Source organism: Scytonema sp. PCC 10023, assembly GCF_963920835.1.
GTDB lineage: Bacteria > Cyanobacteriota > Cyanobacteriia > Cyanobacteriales > Nostocaceae > Kalymmatonema.
This window is the reverse complement of the sequence record NZ_CAWUDP010000051.1, coordinates 53,723-76,677: the sequence shown is the minus strand read 5'-3', so window position 1 is coordinate 76,677 and position 22,955 is coordinate 53,723. Positions and strand designations below refer to the sequence as shown.

Here is a 22,955-nt window from a genome sequence, read left to right as displayed (position 1 = left end):
TAGTACAGTTGAACTGTTATGGGAGTGAGCGCCGACTTTTAGTCTAAACTCCAGTCATCAAAAAGTTAATCCCATAGGATTACCAAGTTTTATAAAGGTAATCCAGTATTAATACTGACACTTCCCAAGTATCCTTGTGATGGGCAAAGCCCCGCCAAGGGCGATCGCAAATTTGTCATCTGTAACGCTGATGAAGGTGATCCGGGGGCAACAAAGAAGTTAGTAGGATTTGGCAAGCACTCGAAGAAGTGCCAGCAGAAAATCGTTTCACTCAAGACATGGTTGCGGGATTACCTGCTCCTGTGCAGCGCTACTTTTTCCATGCTATTGCACTCTTGACTCCTCTTGCTTGTTGTCCCTTCGCTGATTTGACATACTCACCGCCCGCGCATGGTCGGTGATTCTTGACGGCTCACAGCAACGCGCTACAAAAGTAGTCTTACAGTCGCTAAGCGTCCGTTTAAGGTCGTGCCGATGCCCCATGCTGACCATTTCTATATAGGGGCAACCAAAGTGACATACTCCTACACTGACTGCAAGCAGTACAGTGTAGGCTTCTCGGCGACTCCCGGTATCCCGTCGGACATTGACCGAGCTTTAAGAACGCGATGCCCCAGCGCTCTGTTTTTTATATTTATTGCTGCGTTATGGTCGCGGTCAAGACTGCAACCGCATTGACAAGAATGCCAACGTTCATGCAACTTCTTGGGAACTTTCACCCCACAACTAGAGCAATCTTGGCTTGTACCAGAAGCATTCACAGCGATTACCAACAAACCAGCATTTTCGGCTTTGTTTGTAAGTATTGATAGGAAGCTTGACCATCCGGCATCATGCACAGACTTTGCTAGTCTGGATTTTGAAAGTCCTTTTACGTTGAGGTCTTCATGAGCAACAACGTCATATTTGGACAGCAGTTGTTTTGCTGTTTTGAAGTGGAAATCTTTGCGTTTGTCAGCAACTTTCTTATGTTGCTTACCCAACTGTTTTACTGCTTTACGTCTACGGTTACTGCCTTTTTTGCGACGCGATACCCGCTTTTGAATTACACGTAAACGCTTTTGGGCTTTGCGATAGTGTTGAGGAATAGCTACAGGTTCGCCGTCAGCAGTTGTCAAAAACTCCTTTAAACCCATATCAATTCCTGTTATTGAATCAGGATTAATATCAGGTTTGACAGTGGGAACTGTCGGGTCTTCAAGACTTAGAGCCAAATAGTAACCATCAGCTTTCTTTGTAACTGATGCTGTCTTTACTTTAAAACCATCAGGTAAAGGACGATGCAAAATTAGCTTAATATTTCCTAGTTTTGGCAAGGATATCACGCTTTCTTGAATGCAATCATCCTTGATCTGTGGATAAGTAAAAGTCCGGTAACGGTCACGAGATTTAAAGCGAGGTCTACCGCTTCTCTTACCGTTGCTATCTCCACTTAAAAAACGGTCGAAAGTTACTTTAACTCGCTTGACTACATCCTGCAAAACTTGTGAATGAATATCACTATAATCAGGATGAGTCTTCTTGAGTAATGGTAATGTTTTCTTCTGGCTGTAATAATCTGGATTATCCCTTAATTCAGGAATGTGACATACAAGAGGACAAGCATTGATTGGACAACGATTTTGCTCGTACCAGTTAAACCTGTCTGCCAACAAATAGTTGTATTGAGCGCAAAGCATAGACAACCATCTATCTATTTCTTGCGCTTGCTGTTTTGTTGGACGTAATTTGTATTGGTACGCTGTTCTCACTTGTCTGTAACCTCTTTGATGCATCTATGCTAGCATGCCGAGGAGATAATGAGGATAATTTATGAAATAAGATTATTTCCGAATCCGGATCAGCAAGCCAAGAATGGATAAACTGCGATTATATGCCGCAATGAAAGACACGACAATGACCCACATTATCGAAGACTTTATTGACTCATTGAACATTCCGGAGATAGACAAAAAGAGCGCTGACCAAGAAAGAATCATCCGCTACTAATCATTCGTCAGAATGTTAAACGCGTTTTCTCCTTGCTGAATTAAGAGTTCAGCTTCGGTGAGAACTGGTTCCAAGCCCCCGAATTGATTCGTGGAAAAAAAGAAAGTCTTCCGCGTTGCCATACCCCCGGATTCCCCTTGTGGGGATATTCTGTAACTAGCGTTCTGTGTTCTGTGTTCTTCTTAACCCGTCCCTTGATCAAGATGAACTTGATATCGGTCTGGGGTCGCACTCTTTTTGTCCGAGCATTCATCCCGTCGCTGAATCAAAGATTACAGCGCGGGGCTTCTGCCCGAACAAGCTAAAGCAGTGACAGCACCCGCTTTCGCTTTGCCTTGAAAGGCAGGGACTAGACAGCAGACGGCTGAAGGGACATTTGATATTAAAGCACCTCCCGCAGGGTACTCAGTAATGCTTGAGCTGTGAAGGGTTTTGACAAGAAGTATTCGATGCCAAAACTTCTCTTTTGAGGAGTCGTCCAATTGCTCATCAGTCCGCTCATTGCAATGATTTGTACCTGGGGATTCATGCGTTGCAACGTGAGAATCGTGGTAGAGCCATCCATACCTGGCATCATCAGGTCTATCAACACCACACTGATCTCATCCTTGTACTGAGCGTAGAGTGCAAGTGCCTCAATTCCATCACTGGCAGTTAAAACCTTATAATTATGGCTTTCCAAGGTACTTTTAGTGATCTGGCAGATAGTAACTTCGTCATCTACCACCAAAATCAATTCCCCATGACCATTTGGTAGTTCTACATCGGTTGGTGCTGGAGTTTCAGTGACTTGGCTACTCGGCAAATACACCTGAAAGCAACTTCCCTTTCCCACCTCGCTATAAACATTCACAAAACCGCCGTGACTTTTAATAATCCCCATTACAGTGGAAAGTCCTAGACCAGTTCCCTTACCGACCTCTTTAGTGGTGAAAAAGGGATCAAAAATGCGATCCATAATTTCTGGCGGAATGCCCTTTCCAGTATCAGTAATAGTAATCACAATGTATGAGCCTACCTCAGCATCCACATGCATACGAGCATAACTTTCATCAACCCAAAGGTTTTCGGCGCTCATCTCCAGGATACCGCCATCGGGCATAGCATCACGAGCATTGACTGTTAGGTTCATCAGCACTTGATGAAGTTGAGTTGCATCTGCAAAAACTGTCCAAAGATTGGGTGCTATATTAGTTTGGGTTTCGATAGATTTTGGGAAGGTTCTTTGAGCGACCTGTACCACATCTGAAAGCAAATGCCTAGTCTGGATGATGGTGCGGCTTCCTTCCACTCCTCGACGACTAAACGACAGAATTTGCGTCACCAAATCAGCACCACGCTTAGCACTGCCTTCCAGCATCCTTAGCAGTTCCTGAGTGTTCGCATCAAGGTTAGGGAATTTGAGGGGCAGCAGTTGAGCAACTGCCAAAATGGGAGTGAGGATATTGTTGAAGTCGTGGGCGATGCCGCTAGCGAGAGTACCTAAGCTTTCCAACCGTTGAGTTCGCAGAAACTGTGCTTGGAGTTGTTTTTTCTCAGTAATATCAGTATTAACAATTAGAATCGATTTGGAGTTGCCAGCTACATCGCGCACAAGCGTCCAGCGACTTTCCACAATAATCTTCTTGCCGTCTTTTGTAACTTGCTGCAACTCACCCTGCCACTTACCCTCGGCTGCCAGTATTGTCTGTATTGCTTCAAATTGCGGCACAGTTTCCTCAGATTTGTACAGAAGCGACTGGGCGCTCCTACCAAGGACTTCTGCTGCTTGCCATCCGTACAAGCGCTCAGCACCTTTATTCCAGAATAAGAGGTGCTGTTCCAAATCTTGAACAAAAATTGCGTCAGTAGCGACATCCAGCAACGCAGCTTGTTCGCGGATTTGTTGTTCTGCCAGCTTGCGATCGCTAATGTCCTCCGCAATTCCAACAACTCGATAGGGTTCACCAGATTTGTCCCTAATAGGGAAACCCCGGTCTCGTATCCATCGCAATGAGCCATCGGGACGGATAATGCGATACTCCTCGTCATAGGTGCCCGCCAATGACTGCTCTAAGAAGACCGTCTCAATGTGTTGCCGCTCCTGGGGATGAATCGCCTCTAGCCATTCCATAAAGTTGGCGTACAAGCTCTCACGGGAGCGTCCCCAGATGTTTTCGTATGCCGGGCTAACGTAGAGTCGCTGACGCTCTCCAGGGTCTGACATCCAGAAAACCATCTCAATAATGTTCTCTGCCAATTGGCGAAACCGCTCTTCGCTTTCCTGTAAAGCCCGTTCCGCACTATGCCTTTTGTGCCGCTCCTGTGCCTCCCGCAACTCCCGCTCCACTGCAGGCACCAAGCGGGCGAGATTACCTTTTATCAGGTAGTCATGTGCTCCAGCTTTCATTGCAGCGACGGCAATCTCCTCGCCAATAGTGCCGGAGACGATGATAAATGGTAAATCTAGCTTCCGGCTCTGGAGGAGTTTAAGAGCTTCTGGGGCACTGAAAGCAGGCATATTGTAATCTGCAATTACGATGTCCCATGACTGTTGATCAAGAGCTGCCTGCATTGCTGCCGGGGTATCTACCCGAACATAGTCCAGGGTATAGCCACCCCGACGTAGCTCCCTTAAGACCAAGAGAGTATCATCTTCAGAATCTTCGACAATCAGAACACGTAAGTAAGGGCTCATCTTGAGTAGCTCCCTAAACAGGCGGTGGTTCATTCATCAGAAGCCAGTACATCCCCAGTTGCCGAATCGCCTCGGAAAACTGAATAAAATCCACGGGTTTGCGGATGTAACTGTTGCACCCTTGGCTGTAACTATCAAGCAGATCTTGTTCTTCGTTGGAGGTGGTTAGAACCACCACAGGTAGCAAACTAGTGCGTTCGTCTTCCCGCAAGCGACGTAACACTTCAATACCATCAACACGGGGCAGTTTCAGATCCAGTAAAATCACCGTAGGCTTGACGCTGATATCCCGTCCGGCATGAACGCCAGTGCCAAACAGGTAATCCAAAGCTTCAACCCCATCATGAGCCACCACGATCTCATTGCTGATATGGTTGCGCTTCAGGGCTCTGATTGCCAAAGCTTCGTCATCCGGATTATCTTCCACTAGAAGAATTATTTTGTTACCCTCGCTCATGCTGGTTCACCCCTGCCTCCTCTGCTACTAATGTGAAGTAAAAAGTAGCCCCCCGTTCCACTTCTCCTTCTGCCCAGACCCGACCGCCATGCCGATGCACAATCCGCTGCACCGTAGCTAGTCCGATTCCATTACCTGGAAAGTCTCTCATATTGTGCAATCGCTGGAAGGGTCCAAATAACTTGTTAGTGTAGATCATATCAAAGCCCGCGCCATCATCTCGAACAAAGTAGACTGGGACGCCGCTTTCGCTCTTGCTCACTCCAAACTCAATCCGTGCCTGAGTATGCTTAGAGGTAAATTTCCAGGCATTATTCAGTAAATTCACCAATAACACTCGCAGTAGACGGATATCTCCTTGGGCTAACAGCCCTGTTTGAATCACAAACTCTACCTGCCGCTCTGGCTGACTCTGCTGTAACTCAGTACAGATACCACTAGCTAACAGACTCAGATCCACAGGTTCCAAGTACATATCGCTGCGCGTAACTCGGGATAGGTTGAGGAGGTCATCGATTAATTGCCCCATCCGTTGAGTGGCTGCCCGAATTCGCCGCAGGTAGTCCTGCCCGTTTGCGTTCAGCTGGTCGTGGCAGTCTTCCAGCAAAGCTTGACTGAAGCCATCAATACTACGTAAAGGAGCACGCAGGTCATGGGAGACAGAGTAGCTAAAAGCTTCCAACTCCTTATTGACTGCCTGCAGTTCAATGATTGCTCGTTGCAGCCCCTGGTTTAGAGATTGAACTGCTTGCTCAGCCTGCTGGCGTTCTTGCACTTCCGCCTGCAGGTCAGCCAGAAGTTCTGCGTGCTGGAGGGCCACCCCCAAATGGCTAGCAATTTGGGTGACAAACTCGATTTCTGTCGCTTGCCACTCTCGAGGAGCGCGGCATTGGTGAATACAAAGCAATCCCCAAAGATTCTGACCCTGCAGGAGCGGTACTACTAAGTTTGCCCGTATCTGAAATTGCGACAGAATCTGAATGTGACAGTCGCTCAGCCCATAATTGTAAATATCTGAAACCGCTTGAATCCGACCTTGCTGATAATGAACTGCAAACTGAGCCCCGAAGCAATGGTCGTGAACTTTTTGCGCCATAGCGGACCTAAAAGCTTGATCCACGTCCTCAGAAACAAATTCCCCATCATTCCAACCTGAGTTTGGATAAAAGCGAAACATACCCACTCTATCTGCTTTCAAGAGTTGGCGAACCTCACTAGCTGTGGCTTGAAAAATCGTTTCCGTATCTAGAGGTTGCCGCAGACGGGTAATCACACGGAACAATGCCTTCTGTTGCTCCACCCGGAAATGCGCCTGATTGATTTCCTGCTCGAATTGTTGGGTTTCTTCTGCCAGGATCTGCTTGAGCATCTCAAATGCCGCCTGATCTCGACACAAGTTTTGCAACCTTACCAATATCTCTGGGTTCATTTGTCTGCGCTAGTTAGGTCAGGGAATTTACGAGAAATAAGCCAAACACTTGCGTCAGCCAGATTCAGAGAGATGCTGAGAGTGTTTCACAAATTTAAGGGCTTAGCACGCGGATGCAATAGTTTCTTAGAAAGATAATATAACTTAAATGGGTTAGACTTTTTCAATTGTTATAAGAAGTTGGGTAAGGAGATGCCATCACGAAATATCTTCATTATCCTACTCTCATTAGCTTCTCTAAAATACTTTATCTTGATTTAAAAATATTTTACTCACCGTTCGCGTAATCGCCTTTTGATCTAATTGATAAATAAAACTAGGTAAAAGTTGTCCGGTTAGTACTGTTGAGTGACCTCACAAGTTCCTCAAATTTTTCGCCTAACTTTAGAATGTGAGTTCCGCACTATCTGGAAACCTACTCGAGCAATGTCTGAAATGTGGCTAGGATCATGAACAAAGTTCTCACTAATACTTACCCTTCATTTCTCATCATTGGTTACGGTAACGACTTACGTAGTGAGCATGACTTAATAAACAATCTGTATAAACCGAAAATCGTAATTTGCAGCGAACGACCCTGACTATATGACTATACATTGCCAACCAAAAAAAGTATGCAACCTAGAACGGAAATTAACCAAGCAGTTGATCCTCTATCTTTTGAATTGCCCACTTTAGAGTATGTCATTGACTGCTCTGGCTTAACAGTTGCGCCACAGACTCCTGTGGTGGATGCCATTGCCTTAATGAGCCAAGCACTCGGCAGTACTTATCTACTACCGAAATGCCATTCGTTACCTGACTCAATGCGACTCAGTCAGGAAGGAGCTAGCTGTGTCTTGGTGGTGGAAGGGTCGCTCTTAGTGGGGATATTCACAGAGCGAGATGTCGTCAGGCTCACCGCTACAGGAGTTGATTTATCTAAAGTTAGCATTGCTGAAGTGATGACACAACAACTCATCACTCTGGTGCAATCCCAAGCTGAGAATGTCTTGACGGCGTTGTCACTCATGCGTCAGCATCGGATTCGTCATCTACCAATTGTGGATGACCAAGGTCAATTAGTAGGACTTGTCACACCCGAAATTATTCGTCAAGTTTTGCAACCGAGCCATATCCTCAAGTTACGACGTGTATCAGAGGTCATGATCACTCAGGTCATTCATGCGCCTTTGCATGCATCAGTACTCAGTGTCGCTCAGCTTATGAACACCAGAAACGTCAGTTGTGTGGTAATTGCAGAAACAGACGCTGTTGATCGCATTATCCCAATCGGAATCATTACTGAGCGAGATATTGTGCAATTTCAACTTTTGGAGCTAAATTTAGCCCAAACTCAAGCTCAGGCTGTAATGAGTACACCGTTGTTTTGTCTGAACCCTGAGGATTCCTTGTGGGCTGCCCATCAGGAAATGCAACGCAGGCACCTGCGGCGATTAGTCGTGACTGGGAATCAAGGTGAACTCGTGGGGCTGATCACTCAGACTCACTTTCTGCAAGTGCTTGACCGTATGGAAATATTTGGTGTTATTACAGCATTACAGCAACAAGTAGAAGAGCGGACGATCCAATTAAAGCAGGTCAACCAGCAACTGTACCAAGCTACTGAGGAGATAGAAAGACGGGTACAGGAACGCACGGCTGAGCTTTCGGGAGCAAACGCGCTACTACAGAGGGAAATTGAGAATCACAAGCAGGCAGAAGAACAAATCAAGTTTCAAGCTTATGTTCTGTCTCGGGTGAACGATGCTGTGATTGCGATTAATTCTCAAAATTGCATTACTTATTGGAACCAAGCAGCGGAACAATTATACGACTTTAAGGCTGAGGAAGTTCTTGGTCGCAGGTTGGAAGAAGTTTATCACTATCGGTGGATCAAAGCAGAGGATGAACAGGCTGCGTATAATGCTTTGACAGCGAGAGGGATTTGGCAAGGAGAGAATATTCATTGCAAAAAGAACGGAGAAGAAATTTACGTTGAGTCATCGCTCTGCATATTGACAAATGATAACGGTACTGCTCATGGTTTTCTTGCCGTAGTCCGCGACATTACTGAACGCAAACAAGCAGAACAACAGCGCCAACGACTTCTTACTCAAGAGCAGGTAGCCCGTGCGGAGGCAGAGGCAGCAAAAAACCGAATCTTCAATATTCTCGAAAGGATCACCGATGGCTTCTTAGCACTGGATCGCCAGTGGCAGTTTACCTTGCCATTAGCGGGCTCTCATCTAACCACAAGCTTCTAGAAGCTAGTGGTATTGTTGAGCCACTCCGCGACTATCGCGGTGCGCGGATTCGGGCGAGATGCATTCTAACTTTTCGCTCTTATCGCTATCTGGTTAGATGTTTCGCCATCGTAGGAGAACCGCTCTAAGGGAGAATCAGCCTTCCTGCTTTCGGACGCGCCTACTTGCTTGCGGTTTATTGAACGTTGCCATGCCTCCAACAAGAGCGACTCCGCCCTTGGATACTCGTTAAGAGCATCCTGCAATGACAACTTGTCCTGATTAACATGCCTACTCAAAAAAGCGCTAAACAAATCACGGTGATGCTCTGGAATCCCGGTTACATCACGGTGAACTCGCTCCGACAAGGATTTTTTGATGCGGCTACCGTCCAAGTGAGTTTGACTCAGTGCCGTCTTTTGAGTAGAGAACTTTGTGAACGAACCGTTAGCACTTTCAGCCTTACGTTTCAATTCTGATTGAACAAACCCAGGAGATTTAGCAGAAATAGCTTTTCCATACCTTTTCTGCCATCCCTTGACACTAACATTTTCTGTCTTGATGTTATTGCCATGTCTCAAGATTTCGTTAACAACACGACGATTTTGAGACTTGGCATACGCCGCTTTACGACGTTCTAACTCGCGTTTCTTCCGTGCGGCTTTGCGGTAATTGTTGGACTTCTTCCACTGGCGCTTACCTTTCTTGACTTTGCCTTTCTTGGTAACAGTTTTACGTCCTCTACGCGCTTTAAAATCCGGTTCAAAGTTATCAGGATTTAAGCCACGTTGCGAACGTTGCATCTGTCGTTGTAATGCGGTTATCTCCTTCTGATATGTAGGAACTTTATCCGCAAATGGTAGTAATCCAGCGTGGTTATCTGCAACGTACGCGATATTGGATATATTGAGGTCTAGCCCTATTACACCATTAGATATATAGTTCTCTAGTTTTTGGAAGGGAAAACCTTCTAAAACAAGTTGCACGAACCAGCGACGTTTACCTCCGAAGGTACGGCGAATGATTCTGCAATATTTGACAGGACATGATAAACCATGCTTAATGACTTCATTGTTGAAATCAATAATTGCTAATAGCTCTAATCCAGACCACACAACATGGTTGCTTTTCCATCTAATACCTTGCTTGTTGGTTTTACCTTCAATAGAACGAAATCGACTATCAACCTTAAACCGCACGTCTTTTGCTTTACCAAAAAGAACACGTTCAACAGCTTTAAATGCACGAGTTGCTAACTTTTGTTGAGTGTTTGAGTCAATCTTTTCAGCAATCCACTTAGAATCCTTAGCGGCTCGATTTGCATAAGCTTGTAGGTCGTAATCTGTAAATCTGTAAGCCTCGCGTGCTTTACTAAAAGCTTCAGAACGCTCTTTCTTTTTGTCTCGTGGTATTTTTCTAGCTGCTTGATATGCCTCGGAATTTTTCACTAATTCCATCCGTGTTTTAGCTTCTCCAAGCACATTGTTGTACAGCCGCATAGCCGCATTAAACCTTGCTTGCAATTCTGAATCTTGTTTGCTGTCAACCTTTAAAGGCAGTTCCAAAACGAATGATGGTTTAGTACTCCGTGGCATATCTAATCACCTCCTGGTTTGTATATAGCTTGTTGCCTTCTACAATAACCTTGACTAAGATATATGTCAATAGGTTCCTGGTATATACAAACTAATTATGAAAGAAAGTGATAAACAGTACCGACACAATAACCACTCAGTAGGAAGCGCCACAGTACATTTAATCTGGATTCCTAAACGTAGAAAACCTGTTTTGGTAGAAGCGGTTAAACTTCGCCTAAGTCAAATCTTAACCGAGGTTGCAAACGAGAAAGGATGGATAATTAAATGTCTTGAAATCGCACCCGACCATGTTCACGTGCTAGTGGAATACGACCCGAACACACCAATTAATTCAATCGTTAAAGCATTTAAAGGAAGGTCATCGCGTTACCTCAGGCAAGAATTTCCACATTTGCTTAAACTACCAACGCTGTGGACTCATGCGTATTTCTACGACACTACAAGAAAGGTTAGCTCTGCGGTAATCGAGAAATATATTAATGACCCTCATCATTACAAATGACGGCTGTTAAAACAGCCCGTGTCGCGTTTCCACCCCGATATAAATAACATACAAGACTCAATTCATTTAATTTCTTGAGTCTCGTATTTCGGGGCTACCACGCTCCCGCTAGTTTTTCGGTGTCCAAGCCCTACATGATTCAGGAATTATTGGATACCATTAAACGTGTCTTAAGTGCGCCATAAACTTAAAATTCCTAAATCGAGAGCTAGAGAAGACTTAACATCCTTTTTTGTTGGGTAATTTATTTTTTAGAAGTCCTTTAGCCGATTTATACAATGACTGTAAGTCACTCCCGTCTTCAGGATACTGAGCTACAGCAGCGCTAGCAGTTATCCGAAATTTGCTGTTGTCGATCGCACTAAACTCTTGCTTGTCTAAAATTTCTAGAACTTGAACGAGTCGTTGATGTCCATGATCTCGGGTCATGCCATACATACCTACCACAAATTCTTGTTTATCCCAACGGCTGACAACATCTTCTTCACGAAATAATTGCTGTAGCAGTTGTCCAAGTTGGCGCAATACAGCATTATCGGTTGCAGGATCGAAAGTATTGTTAACCTGATTAAAGTTGTTCAAGTCCAAGATAAGCAAGCACATAGGTTGATTGTGCCGTAGACACAACCGCAGCAACTTATTCAGGTCTTCAGTCGCCCGATGTCGGTTGTATAGTCTAGTCAGGGGATCAATTTCACCTAAGTTCCGCTGCAACTTGATACGTTTTAGGCGCTGGAGGATGCAAGTCACTAATTCTGGTCCAACCATAGACTTGCTGACACAGTCATCTGCGCCAGCAGCAAAAGCTTGATGGATAGTATTGGCATCTAGGCGATCAGTAAGCAGTAAAATAGGTAATCCACCCCACCGCATATCATTTCGTACCACTTGACACAATTCAATTGCTTTCAAATCAGGCATCTCAAGGTTGATTATCAGCAAATCTGGTGCAGATACTTCCAAAGCCTGCCAAAAATTTTGGCGATCGCCTAAGTTACTTACTTTAATTCCCCAAGGCTCTAGTAAACTACCTAAAGTTGCTGAAAGCTGGGAATTATTGTCTGCAACCATAACCATTGCTTCTGTTTTTATGTCGATTGGTAGCAATACGTGCATGACTGTCTGTAAAACTTCATGTGCAGGTATTGGCTTTTGTAAAAAAGTGCGTCCACCCAATCGAGCTACTTGTATGCGATCCTCTAGATTGTTCTTAGCTGTAAAGACCAAAAAAGGCACTGGTGGTTTTTGCAGCAACAGTTCTGCCAATAGGGCTAGACTCTCTTGGGTTGTTTTCCCAACAACAAGATCAAGTAACACCACATTCGGACGAGTACGGTAAATTTTCTCTCTGGCTTCGGACAAGTTTGTTGCGACTTCTGCGACGATTCCTTGAGTTTGTGCTTTGATAACTAATTCACGAGTCAGTTGGCAATCGCTGTCAACGATTAATAACTTGGGAGGGTCGTCCTTATGACTTGCAGATTTTGAAACGAATCCTTGGGGAGAACACTCTATTTCTTTACGTAAAGCAAGCACCAATTTATGCAGGTGCTTAGCTTCTTTGGTTCCACAAGACTGATTGAGTTGTAGGTAGTGGTCGATTGTACGTGCTAATTGGGAGCCTTTGTTTAAACCAAAATTACATAATAAAGTTGCTAGTGTATGAGCTTTCTGCTCTGCTAAAATACATAGTTCCTGAGTCAGTGTATCTTGCAAATAGGCAGTGGCTGCTTGTTCAAGCACGGACATATACTGATTAATTCTTTCTCTAAACCGATTCTTCAACCCAGTTAATGATGATACTGTCTGCTGCTGTTGTCTGTTTTCTGTTTTGTCATACAGGTTGTTTGAAGGTTTTGTTTGTGGTGCTTTCAGACGATACCCAACGCCATAAACAGTTTCGATGAAATTAGGATCTGCTCCTACCGTCTTCAATTTCTGCCTCAAACCTTTAATCTGAGTTCTGACTGCTTCTTCTGTTGGTGTGTTCTTAAATGACCAAATACGTTCAAGAATTGCATCACAACTAAACACTTGCTGAGGATGTCGCATAAGCAACTCTAACAGAGCATACTCTTTAGAGGTTAAGTGTATAGGATGCGTTTCATAGTGTACCTGAATACGACTCAGATCAAGGCGTAAGCTTCCCCACTCCAGCACGGGTAATGGAGCAGAACTACACCGACGTAGTAAAGAACGGATACGAGCAGTTAATTCTTCAGAACAGAAGGGTTTGACAACATAATCATCTGCCCCTGCATCTAGCCCTATTGCTTTATTGTTACTACTATTTTGACCTGTCAGCAAGAGGATAGGTGTTTTAAAACCCTGTGAGCGCAACCGTCGGCAAAGGGTAATACCATCGATTTTAGGCAACACAATATCAAGCAAGATTAAATCATAGTTGAAGGCTTCTACTAAGTCCCAAGCAATTTGACCATCTGTGGCAACTTCAACTACATAATTTTGGTACTTGAGGAGTGTAGTGAGTGGTTTGCTCATCAACTCGTCATCCTCTACAAGCAAAATTCGCATTGTTGCTAATGCCTCCAAATTCTGGTGTTGACTACGTTAACAGTTCACAATCATTTATGAAGTATGAATCGAGAGTAAAAAATAAGCTGTTTTTCTTACCTTCTGTTTATGCATAAATAAGAAGGTATGTATTAAATTGAAAGAAAAATTTCTAAATGATACCAATAGGCTAACTAATAGTACAGCCAATAAGTTCCAGAAATAGAATCTGGTGTTATCTTCTTCTTTTTCTTGATAGAGAAAACTTCTTCCAATAGGTAGCCATAAAAAATTTGGGCTGACAGTTAAAGTAACATTCGCTTACTACAAAAGCTTTTTAACGTATTTAAATGGATTTGCGCTCTTCTTTGACCTATTTACGTAGTATCTGCAAAAGGGTATACTAGGGTTCAGGATAGTTTTGAAAAAGTTTACAGTTGAATCCCCATTATATTGGAAAGAAAGTGAACTTAACTGAAATTCAGTTAAAGAACTTATGCTGTCATACTCCAATTATAAGTTAGCTGATTATTCATAATGATATGATTGATTTAATTTTATTTTTATATTTTCCTCACAAGTGTCCCAAATTTTAAGTTTATTTTTGAAAGTAAGGACATCTTAAGTCTTTGCCTCTGAATATCTTGATGTACACAGAAAAGGAATTGGAACTATTAGTCTACAGTTCCTTCAAGTGTGTTTTGAACCAAACTCTCATCAATGAGAAACAACCCAGTAAGTGAAGGGTGCTATATGCCACAACAATCTTTATTATCATTCGTTAACTATTGCGCTGATACCGTTGCATCGCGTATGAATAACCAGGTCATTTCGCAGGGTAAGGGCATAGTTGAATAGCGCATAGTTGAAGATTGCTCTTAAGAGCATCCTTAGCCTAATACAAACACAGCATTCCAAAACCACTTTCAGATCCCTCGATTCATACAGCCACATCGGTGGCTTTTCATAGAGTACGTGCTGTGCGCTCCGGGCATGGAGTGCCCGCATAATTGCGATTGCAAAGGTACCAGTGCCGGAGGCGATCGCATATGCCAAAAAAGATATCTCTTCAGATCTGAATGTTGTTTCTAGGTTAGTTAATTGACTGTATTCTCTCTGCTTTGAGCATAGTTATCTCTAAACAAGCTAGGTGCTTGTGCAGATTACGCTAGAGGTTATTACAGGTATGAATTTCTTCTTAAAAATTTCTCGCCCCTTCATGCAAAACCTGATGAACATTTTGTTGGATCAATTGCTGAAGCTGAGAAACCGCCATTTTCTGATTTTTGATATTGTCGTTTTTTTAATGACACCCTTGTTAGCATTGCTTCTGCTTTTCAATGGTCATCTTGTCTTGGAACAACACATACCCGATTTAGTAAAAGACACAATACTGTTTTTAATAGTCAAACTCTCTGTATTTTGGAGTTTTGGTTTTTATAAGCGTTACTGGCGGTATGCCAGTATTGAGGAAGTGACATATATCGTCATGCTAGTGACGGCTACAGTGGTTATTGAAACCGTGTTATTTAATATTATTCAATACATACCATATGTTGGTATAGATACACTACCACAAACGCTTCCGTATATTGACGGTTTGCTTTCATGTATTTTCATTGGGGGACTGCGTTTCAGTGTGAGGGTTGTGGAAAGAACCTACCAGGGACACACATTATTCAACTTACGGGAGCGGGTGTTGATCGTTGGTGCTGGTAGTGCAGGGGTTTCCTTAGTACAAGAAATGCAAACAAATCCGCAACTAGGTTTTTATCCAGTGGCTTTTATTGACGACAATCCCGAAAAATTAAACGCACACATTCGCGGCATACCTGTCGTTGGCGATCGCCACCAAATTCCTGATGTTGTGAAATCTCTGCAAATCCAGAAAGTCATCATTGCCATGCCCACAGTCGCAGGACGAGTGATCCGAGAAATCGTCGATATTTGCAAAGTCACTGGAATTCACACAAGCACTTTACCAGGGATACACGAAATCCTCAATGGTCGCGTCCGCTTAGACAGTATTCGAGATGTCCGGATTGAGGATTTACTCAGACGCGAACCCGTACAGACAGAGATTGAGAGAGTTTCCGGATTTCTCAAAGGAAAGAAAGTACTGATCACAGGCGCAGGTGGGTCAATTGGTAGCGAACTTTGCCGTCAAATTTTCCAGTGCTGCCCAGCTGAAATGATGCTTGTGGGACACGGAGAAAATTCTGTGTTCAATATCCAACAAGAATTGGAACAACTTGTGCAAAGCATCAAAAATGACGGTAAAGCACAAGAACATATCCCTCGTCTTTCTGAGTTCATTGCTGATATTCGTTGTTACGAAAGACTAAAACACGCTTTTGCGAAATTCCAACCCGACGTGATTTTCCATGCTGCGGCTCATAAACACGTCCCCTTAATGGAATTAAATCCACCAGAAGCAATCACCAACAATGTGATCGGTACAAAAAATTTACTGGAGTTGGCGCAGCAATACGATGTGAAAAATTTCGTGATGATCTCCACAGACAAGGCGGTTAATCCGACCAATGTCATGGGGGCGAGTAAAAGAGTTGCTGAAATGTTAGTCCTAAAAGCCGCAAGAGACAGTGGTAAGCCTTATGTGGCGGTACGTTTTGGTAATGTTTTAGGCAGTCGGGGTAGTGTGGTTCCTACGTTCAAAAAACAAATTGCAGCAGGAGGTCCAGTCACTGTTACCCATCCCGATATCCGTCGTTATTTTATGACCATCCCAGAGGCGGTTCAACTCGTCTTACAAGCCACGGTAGTTGCTCATGGTGGTGAAGTGTTAATGCTGAATATGGGGGAACCTGTGAAAATCGTTGATTTAGCAAAGGAACTTATTCACCTTTCGGGATACGAAGTCAACAAAGATATTGAAATAGTGTTTACAGGATTGCGACCAGGGGAAAAGCTATTTGAGGAATTGTTTATTACTGGAGAGGAATACGAATTAACCGAACACGAAAAACTGTTGTTGGTGAAAAATGCCAGTCGGATTATTCCGAATAATTTGGATATCAGTGTAGAAGCATTGTTGAAAGCAGCAGTTAGAAATGATGTGAATACTATTTTGTTTTTGTTAGAGCAGCTAGTGCCGGGATACACTGCCAAATACTTACAAAATAAGGTGGTCGAAAGCGCTGCAAAAAATATCACTATCGTGGCACAGCAAAACGTGAAGATACTGGCAAAAGTAGAACCAAGTAGTGTGTAAGGATGAGAAAACCACAACAATTTGCTTCTTTGCAAAGGTATTTAAACAATAGAATCTACCATCATAAAGCCATAAAATTCTGTCAGAGCAAGACTTGAGCAAACTATATCAAAGAGCTTGTTAAAGTGAGGAAGTTACGCAGCAATGGAACAAATTAAGCCACTAACACTACGTCGTAACTTTTCCTGGACCTTCATCGGTAATGCTGTCTATGCAGCTTGTCAGTGGGGGATGCTGATAGTGATGGCTAAACTGGGTAGCCCGGAGATGGTCGGACAGTTCACTTTGGGGTTGGCAATTACTGCACCAGTAATCATGTTCACAAACCTGCAACTACGAGCTGTGCAGGCGACAGACGCTAAAAAACAGTATCTTTTTAGGGATTACCTGGGCTTGAGGCTGATTGGAACAGGGTTAGCACTTCTGGTGATCATAGGAATAATCATCACTGCTGGATATCGCTGGCAGACATCATTAGTGATCTTGTTAGTTGGATTGGCAAAGGCATTTGAGTCTATTAGCGATGTGTTTTACGGGCTGATGCAGCAGTACGAACGGATGGATCGCATAGCCATATCGCTGATGATTAAAGGACCTGTATCACTGCTCCTGCTGGGCATGGGAGTGTACATATCAGGAAATCTTGTTTGGGGTGTACTTGGGTTGGTCTTTGCTTGGGCGGCGATTCTCATCGGGTATGACATTCGTAGCGGTGCCTTAATGTTAAACGCGTCACAATTGCGACCTCAATTGCATCGGAAAACACTAAGAAAGTTAGTACGCCTTGCCTTGCCTTTGGGGTTTGTGATGATGCTAATTTCACTTAATAGCAACATCCCCCGTTATTTTATTGAGCAATATTTGGGCGAGCGGGAACTGGGGATTTTTGCAGCTCTTGCCTACTTGATGGTAGCAGGGAATATGGTAGTTTTTGCGCTAGGAGAGTCAGCTAGTCCTAGACTAGCCAAACATTATGCGGCAGGAGATAGTCTCGCTTTCCGCAGCCTGCTCTTCAAGTTAGTAGGGATTGCTGGTGTGCTGGGTGGGGGCGCTGTCTTAATAGCTCTTGTTGCTGGTCGGCAGATTCTGACTCTTTTGTATCAACCTGAATATGCTGAACAGATAAATTTGTTTGTCTGGCTGATGGTTGCTGCGGCAATCGGCTACATATCGTCTTTCTTAGGCTACGGAATGACAGCAGCCCGATACTTTCGCATCCAAATGCCTTTGTTTGTTGCGGTGGTAAGTATTTCAGCCATAGCTTGTCTATGGTTGCTACCCAAACAGGGATTGCTAGGGGCAGGAATCGCACTCATGATTGCTGCAATTGTACAAGCTGGTTTCAGTTTAGGAGTCATCATTCATGCATTACACAAACTCAACAGGCATGGTAAAAACCATGATGTTAACTAAACAGCGTCCAATACATATCCTCCAGGTTGTTGGGGGCATGAATCGCGGTGGGATTGAAACCTGGCTGATGAATGTTTTGCAAAATATAGACCGCGATCGCTTTCAAATAGACTTTTTAGTTCATACAACACAGCCTTGTGCTTACGATGACGAAGTTCGTGCGCTTGGTAGCAAAATAATACCCTGCCCTTATTTGTCGCAACCATGGCTTTATGCTCGTAACTTCAAAAGAATATTACGTGAGCATGGTCCTTATGACATTGTTCACAGTCAAGTTTACCTTTTTGATGGTTTTGTACTACGCCTAGCAGACCAAAAGAAAGTCCCTGTTAAAATCTCGCACATACATCCCCTGACAGATATTAAGGAAAAGCAATTTCTTCGACCCATATATCAGTGGTTCATGACCAGATGGATAGCTGAATATGCTACCCATATACTTAGTCCGTCAAAAAATAGCTCAGAGTCCTTTCGCAAAATCTGCGATTGTTCTGGTAAACATACAGAGATTTTATACAATGGGGTCAAACTGAACCACTTTGCAAAGGAAGTGGACAGAATTGCTATACGCCAAAAATTTGCCATACCCATTGACAAACCTGTTGTTATATACGTGGCTCGTTTAACTGCCCACAAAAATCATTTGCAAATGTTAAGAATTGCCGAGCAGATTAACCGAGATAAACTTCAAGTATCTTTTGTGATGGTAGGCTCTCATGGTGAACTTATGGAAACCATAAAAGAGAAGATACATCATCGAAATGATATTTCACTTCTGACAGGAGTTGAAGATATTTCTGAACTTTTGCTGGCTGCCGACTTATTCTTTTTTCCTTCTTTAGAAGAGGGGTTTGGGGTTGTTGCCATAGAGGCAGCTGCTGCTGGACTACCCATTGTAGCTACAAACTTGCCGACGATACGCGAGGCTATCTCACCCAGCCATCACGCTTTTATGTTTCCACCTAATAACGATGAAGTTGCTTGTGCCAATATTTTAAAAATCCTCAACAATGAATATTTAAGAAATAAATTATCTTGCGAATCTAAAGAATGGGCAGTTAACTTTTCGATAACTAAGTCAATACAACAGCTCATATCTCTATATAGCACTTGTCAGTAGATATTAATTAATATGCAAGAAGTGGAGATTTTTTATGGTAAATCATGCCAGAGTTTATACCAACACACACAATATAACTCTTCAACCAAAAAATTCTGGCACTGCACCACTATTAGAGGTGCAACGCACAAAGTGGTTATTTTTAGCGCTGTGTTTTTACTTACTGTCCCAAAGTTTTACGATCCCCATCCTTCCTATTGGTCCTTCTTGGGCACTTTGGCCCTACCTTTCCGACTTTGCAATCGGTCTACTTGTGTTAATATTTTTGCTCAATTTTCGGTGTAATTTCTCAATATCTAACTCCAGCAAGAACATTTTTTTCTTACTGATAGTTGTTTTTTTGGGAAGCGTCTTATCATATCTTTTATATCTTGACTCCTTAGGAGAGAAACAGGCGATCGGAGTTAATTTTGGTATTTTCCAAATCTATCGCTTAGTTCAATTCATTTTAGTATTTTTCATAACTGCACATATACCTCTCACACCAGAGCGTATCAATTTTCTCAGGCGTATTGTTGATGGGGTTTTCATCTTTGTATGTTTAGGAATTGTGTTGACATACACCGGAATTGTGCCCTTATCTACAGTTATTGCACATTTGCCTAAAGATGGCCCTTGGATATTTTATGAGGCTTATGAACGTTCTGGCGGTGGCAAGGGCTTAGGCTTTGTTGGCTACAATTATGCCTATACAGCTGTTCAAGTGATTATGCTTGTTAGTTTGAGAATACACTTGGCATTAAATCAACAAAAGGAATTCTCTAATAATATATTTCTGCTTGTATCCATAATCGCCTGTTTTTTGAGTGATTCTCGCGCTGGCTTAGCAGCTATGTTATTTTTGGCAATAATATATTGGTGGCAAAAACCAAAGTATATATTAATATTAATAACAACTGCATGGATTATATCTACAATTAGCTTAGTTATTGGTCTACAAACATTAGACTTAAATTCATCTAATCATCCAACTTTTGAGCGCCAAGAAACTTTGTTAGAAGTCAATAATACTGAAACTTTAAGTGGACGAGATGAAATTTGGATAGAACGTCTTGCTTTTATAAATGAAGAACCTACGCGATGGTTGGTGGGAACAGGTTTTGGATCAGCGCTCGATTCTGGTGACAATGCACATATGCTTCCCCTTCATATTATCTTGGAGACAGGCATATTCGGTTTATTAATAGCTGTGTTTTTATTCTCTCAAATACTTAAATGTTTGTATTTAGATGAAGCAGGATGCAAACCAATCTTTTGGGGAAGTGTTGCCTTGTTGTTAAGTTCCACAACTCAGGAGACTTTTTATCCGGTTCCTGCTTTAGCACACTTTTTGGGATTTTATCTCTGTTGTTTAGCAATAGCCTTGCGCAAAGAGGTATGTAGAACTAAAGATGAGACAAATTTCCAAAAACCTGGATTAAAAAAGCTAAGATAACACATCACAATATCAGTCAATAGCTATTGCAAGTGCTCGGTAATATTAGAAGCTTTACAAGTATGAATTCTGTCTCATAAAAGAAATAAAGTTATGAACATTTTTTGGAAAGGCACAATAGTGTTAACAGCTTTTTTAACTTCAGTTCTTCCAGGCTACAGAAAGCTGCCAGATACCACAACCAATATGGCTTCTGAATGGGCTAGCGCAGATAAAGTACAAGTGTCTGCAAGTGCAATAGCAAGCAAAACAACCTCTAATTTACGAGTTTATTTGCGAGATGACGGTACTGTTATGGTAAATAATCAGCCTTTCTTTCCATTTGGCTTCTACCATGACTCTCAAAAAAGCCCTGATTGGAGGACTACAAACAGCAAGCGCTTAAATCATTTAAAAGAAATTGCTGCTGCTGGATTCAATATCATTCATCCTGAAATTGGTGGCAATTATGAAAGTGATAAGGTTTTTCTAGGTGTAGCAGAAAAGCTGGGTGTTCGAGTTCTTCCTAACTTTAGTTATAACTCTCGTTTAGAGATTATTAATAAATACAAAAAAGAACCAATAATTATAGGGTGGGACATTGCTGATGATGTGGATCATCCCAACAACAAATTTACTCCAAAAATGATCAGTAATTGGCACACTGAAGTCAAAAATGCCGATCCCAGTCGGATTACATATGTCACTGCTGCGTTCCCGAAGAGAGTAAACCAATTTATCAATGTCTCTGATATTGTTGGTTTTCAATCTTATCCTATTGATAACGATCCTAACGTGACAAAACCCTTACGTAGTAGTTACTACACTATACAGTCTGCATTTCAAGATGAGAAAGGGAATTTCTACAATCGACCAATTATTGCTCTTTTGCAAACATTCCCTTGGAAAAATAAACCCCCGAAGTTTCATGAAGTACGCAATATGACATATTCAGCGCTCATCAATGGCGTAAAAGGTATTATTTACTATTCGTATTTTTTTGATGGATGGGAATTATCACAACAAAAAGATTTATGGAATGGAATGAAATCATTAGCACCGGAAATCAAAAATCTTAGCCCAGTGCTGTTAAACGGTAGCTTCACTAAGATAGATACCAAAGTTGATGATTTGTTCGCTGGGCAATGGATTTATGGCAACAATGTTTATGTAGTTGTACTTAGTACATCTCCAACAAAAACTATAGAAGCTTCTATAACAATTCCTGCTAAGGTAACAGGCTCAGCACAACCGCTGTTTTCAGAACGTCCTTCAGGCATGGTTTTTAAAAAAGACAAACTGAACGGTTTGATTAAACCGGGTGATGTTCATGTTTATAAGATACTGAACAATAGCAAAAAATAGGCGATCGCTAATTTTGATTCCTCAAACTCTTATTTCCTTGTCAAATATTTTCAATCTTTGAAATTCAATTACATTTCAGCTTTTTTGGAGTTTGATTATGCAGCAGCTAGTTAGCATTGGTATGCCTGTCTTTAATTGCGAAAAGACCTTAATATCGGCAGTTAAATCAATCTTGAATCAAACTTACTCTAACTGGGAACTCATTTTGATTGATGATGGTTCTAATGATAAAACATTAGAAATAGCTAAGAGTTTTCAAGATTCCCGAATTAAGGTGATTGCAGATGGTTTAAATCAACAACTTCCTAGTCGCTTAAACCAAGCTATTGCCATGAGTAGAGGAAAATATTTTGCTCGGATGGATGGTGATGATATTTCCTATCCTCAGCGTTTACAGGTTCAAGTTGAATATCTAGAAAAACACCCATATATTGACCTTTTGGGAACTGGAACAATGATATTTCATAGCAATGGAGAGGCTAGAGGGAAGTCTCTCGTGAAACAGTCTCATGCTGAGATATGTTATCATCCTTGGAGGGGCTTTGGAATGACACATCCAACATGGATGGGAAAAATTGAGTGGTTCCGTAAATATCAATATCAACCACAAGCTATTAGGATAGAAGACCAAGAGATTTTACTTCGGAGTTACAGAAATAGCCGCTTTGCATGTATCCCTGATATTTTGTATGGCTATCGTGTAGAGTCTTTGTCACTGAAAAAGAGCCTATCTAGTAGGTATTATCATTCCCTATTTTTAATGCAAAAAGCCTTGGCAGAAAAAAGATTTGTGTTTGCCTATGGTATGTTACAACAAATCCCCAAAGCTTTAGTAGATATTTTTGCTGTGGCTACAGGTTTAGATTTCAAGATACTTAGACATCGTGCGGGTATTCCAGTAGAGACAGCAGAACTGATTCAGTGGAGACAAGTTTGGAACCAATTGAATAACGACCTAACAAGTTCTGAGATGAGCCCCAGCTATCAATATTCGTGAAGGTTTAGCTCAATTGTTACAGG

16 protein-coding genes are annotated in these 22,955 nt (G+C 42.4%); 9 read left to right on the top strand and 7 right to left on the bottom strand.

All coding sequences use genetic code 11. The features are described from left to right. Positions 1 to 89: 89 nt before the first annotated feature. Both ACM0OZ_RS27605 and ACM0OZ_RS27600 read right to left on the bottom strand, forming a co-directional pair. Entirely contained in the window at positions 90 to 275 is a 186-nt protein-coding gene (locus tag ACM0OZ_RS27605) for a hypothetical protein (RefSeq protein WP_414586028.1), read from the bottom strand. A gap of 249 nt (positions 276 to 524) precedes the next feature. Beyond that, a complete protein-coding gene (locus tag ACM0OZ_RS27600) occupies positions 525 to 1,751 on the bottom strand; it encodes an RNA-guided endonuclease InsQ/TnpB family protein (RefSeq protein WP_414586027.1) in 1,227 nt (408 codons plus the stop codon). Between the two features lie 103 nt (positions 1,752 to 1,854). Here ACM0OZ_RS27600 and ACM0OZ_RS27595 point away from each other — a divergent pair, with 103 nt between their 5' ends. Then, on the top strand, positions 1,855 to 1,989 hold the full coding sequence (locus ACM0OZ_RS27595) for a hypothetical protein (RefSeq protein ID WP_414586026.1): 135 nt from the start codon (positions 1,855 to 1,857) through the stop codon (positions 1,987 to 1,989). Positions 1,990 to 2,371: 382 nt separating this feature from the next. Here ACM0OZ_RS27595 and ACM0OZ_RS27590 read toward each other — a convergent pair whose 3' ends face one another. From ACM0OZ_RS27590 to ACM0OZ_RS27580, 3 genes are read right to left on the bottom strand one after another with little or no spacing between them, the layout of a single operon-like run. Next, positions 2,372 to 4,666 carry a PAS domain S-box protein gene (locus ACM0OZ_RS27590; protein WP_414586025.1) on the bottom strand — a complete coding sequence of 765 codons (2,295 nt, stop codon included), beginning with the start codon at positions 4,664 to 4,666 and terminating at the stop codon, positions 2,372 to 2,374. A 13-nt stretch (positions 4,667 to 4,679) separates the two neighbouring features. Continuing rightward, complete coding sequence (locus tag ACM0OZ_RS27585; protein ID WP_414586024.1) at positions 4,680 to 5,123, bottom strand: response regulator; 444 nt, start codon at positions 5,121 to 5,123, stop codon at positions 4,680 to 4,682. Then, the gene (locus ACM0OZ_RS27580) at positions 5,110 to 6,552 is read right to left on the bottom strand and encodes a GAF domain-containing protein (RefSeq protein WP_414586023.1); all 1,443 of its coding nucleotides are present in this window, start codon (positions 6,550 to 6,552) and stop codon (positions 5,110 to 5,112) included. Before ACM0OZ_RS27580 ends, ACM0OZ_RS27585 begins: the two co-directional genes overlap by 14 nt. Before the next feature lie 614 nt (positions 6,553 to 7,166). Between ACM0OZ_RS27580 and ACM0OZ_RS27575 the strand changes: the two genes are divergently transcribed. Next, complete coding sequence (locus tag ACM0OZ_RS27575) at positions 7,167 to 8,798, top strand: CBS domain-containing protein (RefSeq protein WP_414586022.1); 1,632 nt, start codon at positions 7,167 to 7,169, stop codon at positions 8,796 to 8,798. A gap of 65 nt (positions 8,799 to 8,863) precedes the next feature. Here the strand turns inward: ACM0OZ_RS27575 and ACM0OZ_RS27570 are convergent, their stop codons facing one another. Continuing rightward, complete coding sequence (locus ACM0OZ_RS27570) at positions 8,864 to 10,372, bottom strand: RNA-guided endonuclease TnpB family protein (protein ID WP_414586021.1); 1,509 nt, start codon at positions 10,370 to 10,372, stop codon at positions 8,864 to 8,866. 97 nt (positions 10,373 to 10,469) lie between these two features. Between ACM0OZ_RS27570 and tnpA the strand changes: the two genes are divergently transcribed. Beyond that, a complete protein-coding gene (gene tnpA, locus ACM0OZ_RS27565) occupies positions 10,470 to 10,877 on the top strand; it encodes an IS200/IS605 family transposase (RefSeq protein WP_414586020.1) in 408 nt (135 codons plus the stop codon). Positions 10,878 to 11,096: 219 nt separating this feature from the next. Here the strand turns inward: tnpA and ACM0OZ_RS27560 are convergent, their stop codons facing one another. Continuing rightward, a complete protein-coding gene (locus ACM0OZ_RS27560; RefSeq protein WP_414586019.1) occupies positions 11,097 to 13,412 on the bottom strand; it encodes a response regulator in 2,316 nt (771 codons plus the stop codon). A 1,165-nt stretch (positions 13,413 to 14,577) separates the two neighbouring features. On the opposite strand from ACM0OZ_RS27560, the gene ACM0OZ_RS27555 reads away from it, so the two are divergent. The 6 genes from ACM0OZ_RS27555 (at position 14,578) to ACM0OZ_RS27530 (ending at position 22,932) form a co-directional block, all read left to right on the top strand. Next, on the top strand, positions 14,578 to 16,623 hold the full coding sequence (locus tag ACM0OZ_RS27555) for a polysaccharide biosynthesis protein (protein ID WP_414586031.1): 2,046 nt from the start codon (positions 14,578 to 14,580) through the stop codon (positions 16,621 to 16,623). Positions 16,624 to 16,767: 144 nt separating this feature from the next. Then, positions 16,768 to 18,036, top strand: a complete 1,269-nt coding sequence (locus ACM0OZ_RS27550) for an oligosaccharide flippase family protein (RefSeq protein ID WP_414586018.1) — start codon at positions 16,768 to 16,770, stop codon at positions 18,034 to 18,036. After that, positions 18,023 to 19,156, top strand: coding sequence for a glycosyltransferase (locus tag ACM0OZ_RS27545; RefSeq protein ID WP_414586017.1), 1,134 nt, complete (start codon positions 18,023 to 18,025; stop codon positions 19,154 to 19,156). The genes ACM0OZ_RS27550 and ACM0OZ_RS27545 overlap by 14 nt, the downstream gene beginning before the upstream one ends. A gap of 34 nt (positions 19,157 to 19,190) precedes the next feature. After that, complete coding sequence (locus ACM0OZ_RS27540) at positions 19,191 to 20,591, top strand: O-antigen ligase family protein (protein ID WP_414586016.1); 1,401 nt, start codon at positions 19,191 to 19,193, stop codon at positions 20,589 to 20,591. A gap of 93 nt (positions 20,592 to 20,684) precedes the next feature. Further along, a complete protein-coding gene (locus tag ACM0OZ_RS27535; RefSeq protein ID WP_414586015.1) occupies positions 20,685 to 21,935 on the top strand; it encodes a hypothetical protein in 1,251 nt (416 codons plus the stop codon). 97 nt (positions 21,936 to 22,032) lie between these two features. After that, entirely contained in the window at positions 22,033 to 22,932 is a 900-nt protein-coding gene (locus ACM0OZ_RS27530) for a glycosyltransferase family 2 protein (RefSeq protein ID WP_414586014.1), read from the top strand. Positions 22,933 to 22,955: the final 23 nt, after the last annotated feature.

Coding starts and splice junctions, on each gene's coding strand:
- ACM0OZ_RS27550 (WP_414586018.1), top strand. CDS start 16,768: ATGGAACAAATTAAGCCACTAACACTACGTCGTAACTTTTCCTGGACC.
- ACM0OZ_RS27590 (WP_414586025.1), bottom strand. CDS start 4,666: ATGAGCCCTTACTTACGTGTTCTGATTGTCGAAGATTCTGAAGATGAT.
- ACM0OZ_RS27535 (WP_414586015.1), top strand. CDS start 20,685: ATGAACATTTTTTGGAAAGGCACAATAGTGTTAACAGCTTTTTTAACT.
- ACM0OZ_RS27540 (WP_414586016.1), top strand. CDS start 19,191: ATGGTAAATCATGCCAGAGTTTATACCAACACACACAATATAACTCTT.
- tnpA (WP_414586020.1), top strand. CDS start 10,470: ATGAAAGAAAGTGATAAACAGTACCGACACAATAACCACTCAGTAGGA.
- ACM0OZ_RS27585 (WP_414586024.1), bottom strand. CDS start 5,123: ATGAGCGAGGGTAACAAAATAATTCTTCTAGTGGAAGATAATCCGGAT.
- ACM0OZ_RS27570 (WP_414586021.1), bottom strand. CDS start 10,372: ATGCCACGGAGTACTAAACCATCATTCGTTTTGGAACTGCCTTTAAAG.
- ACM0OZ_RS27545 (WP_414586017.1), top strand. CDS start 18,023: ATGATGTTAACTAAACAGCGTCCAATACATATCCTCCAGGTTGTTGGG.
- ACM0OZ_RS27575 (WP_414586022.1), top strand. CDS start 7,167: ATGCAACCTAGAACGGAAATTAACCAAGCAGTTGATCCTCTATCTTTT.
- ACM0OZ_RS27560 (WP_414586019.1), bottom strand. CDS start 13,412: ATGCGAATTTTGCTTGTAGAGGATGACGAGTTGATGAGCAAACCACTC.
- ACM0OZ_RS27580 (WP_414586023.1), bottom strand. CDS start 6,552: ATGAACCCAGAGATATTGGTAAGGTTGCAAAACTTGTGTCGAGATCAG.
- ACM0OZ_RS27595 (WP_414586026.1), top strand. CDS start 1,855: ATGGATAAACTGCGATTATATGCCGCAATGAAAGACACGACAATGACC.
- ACM0OZ_RS27530 (WP_414586014.1), top strand. CDS start 22,033: ATGCAGCAGCTAGTTAGCATTGGTATGCCTGTCTTTAATTGCGAAAAG.
- ACM0OZ_RS27555 (WP_414586031.1), top strand. CDS start 14,578: ATGAATTTCTTCTTAAAAATTTCTCGCCCCTTCATGCAAAACCTGATG.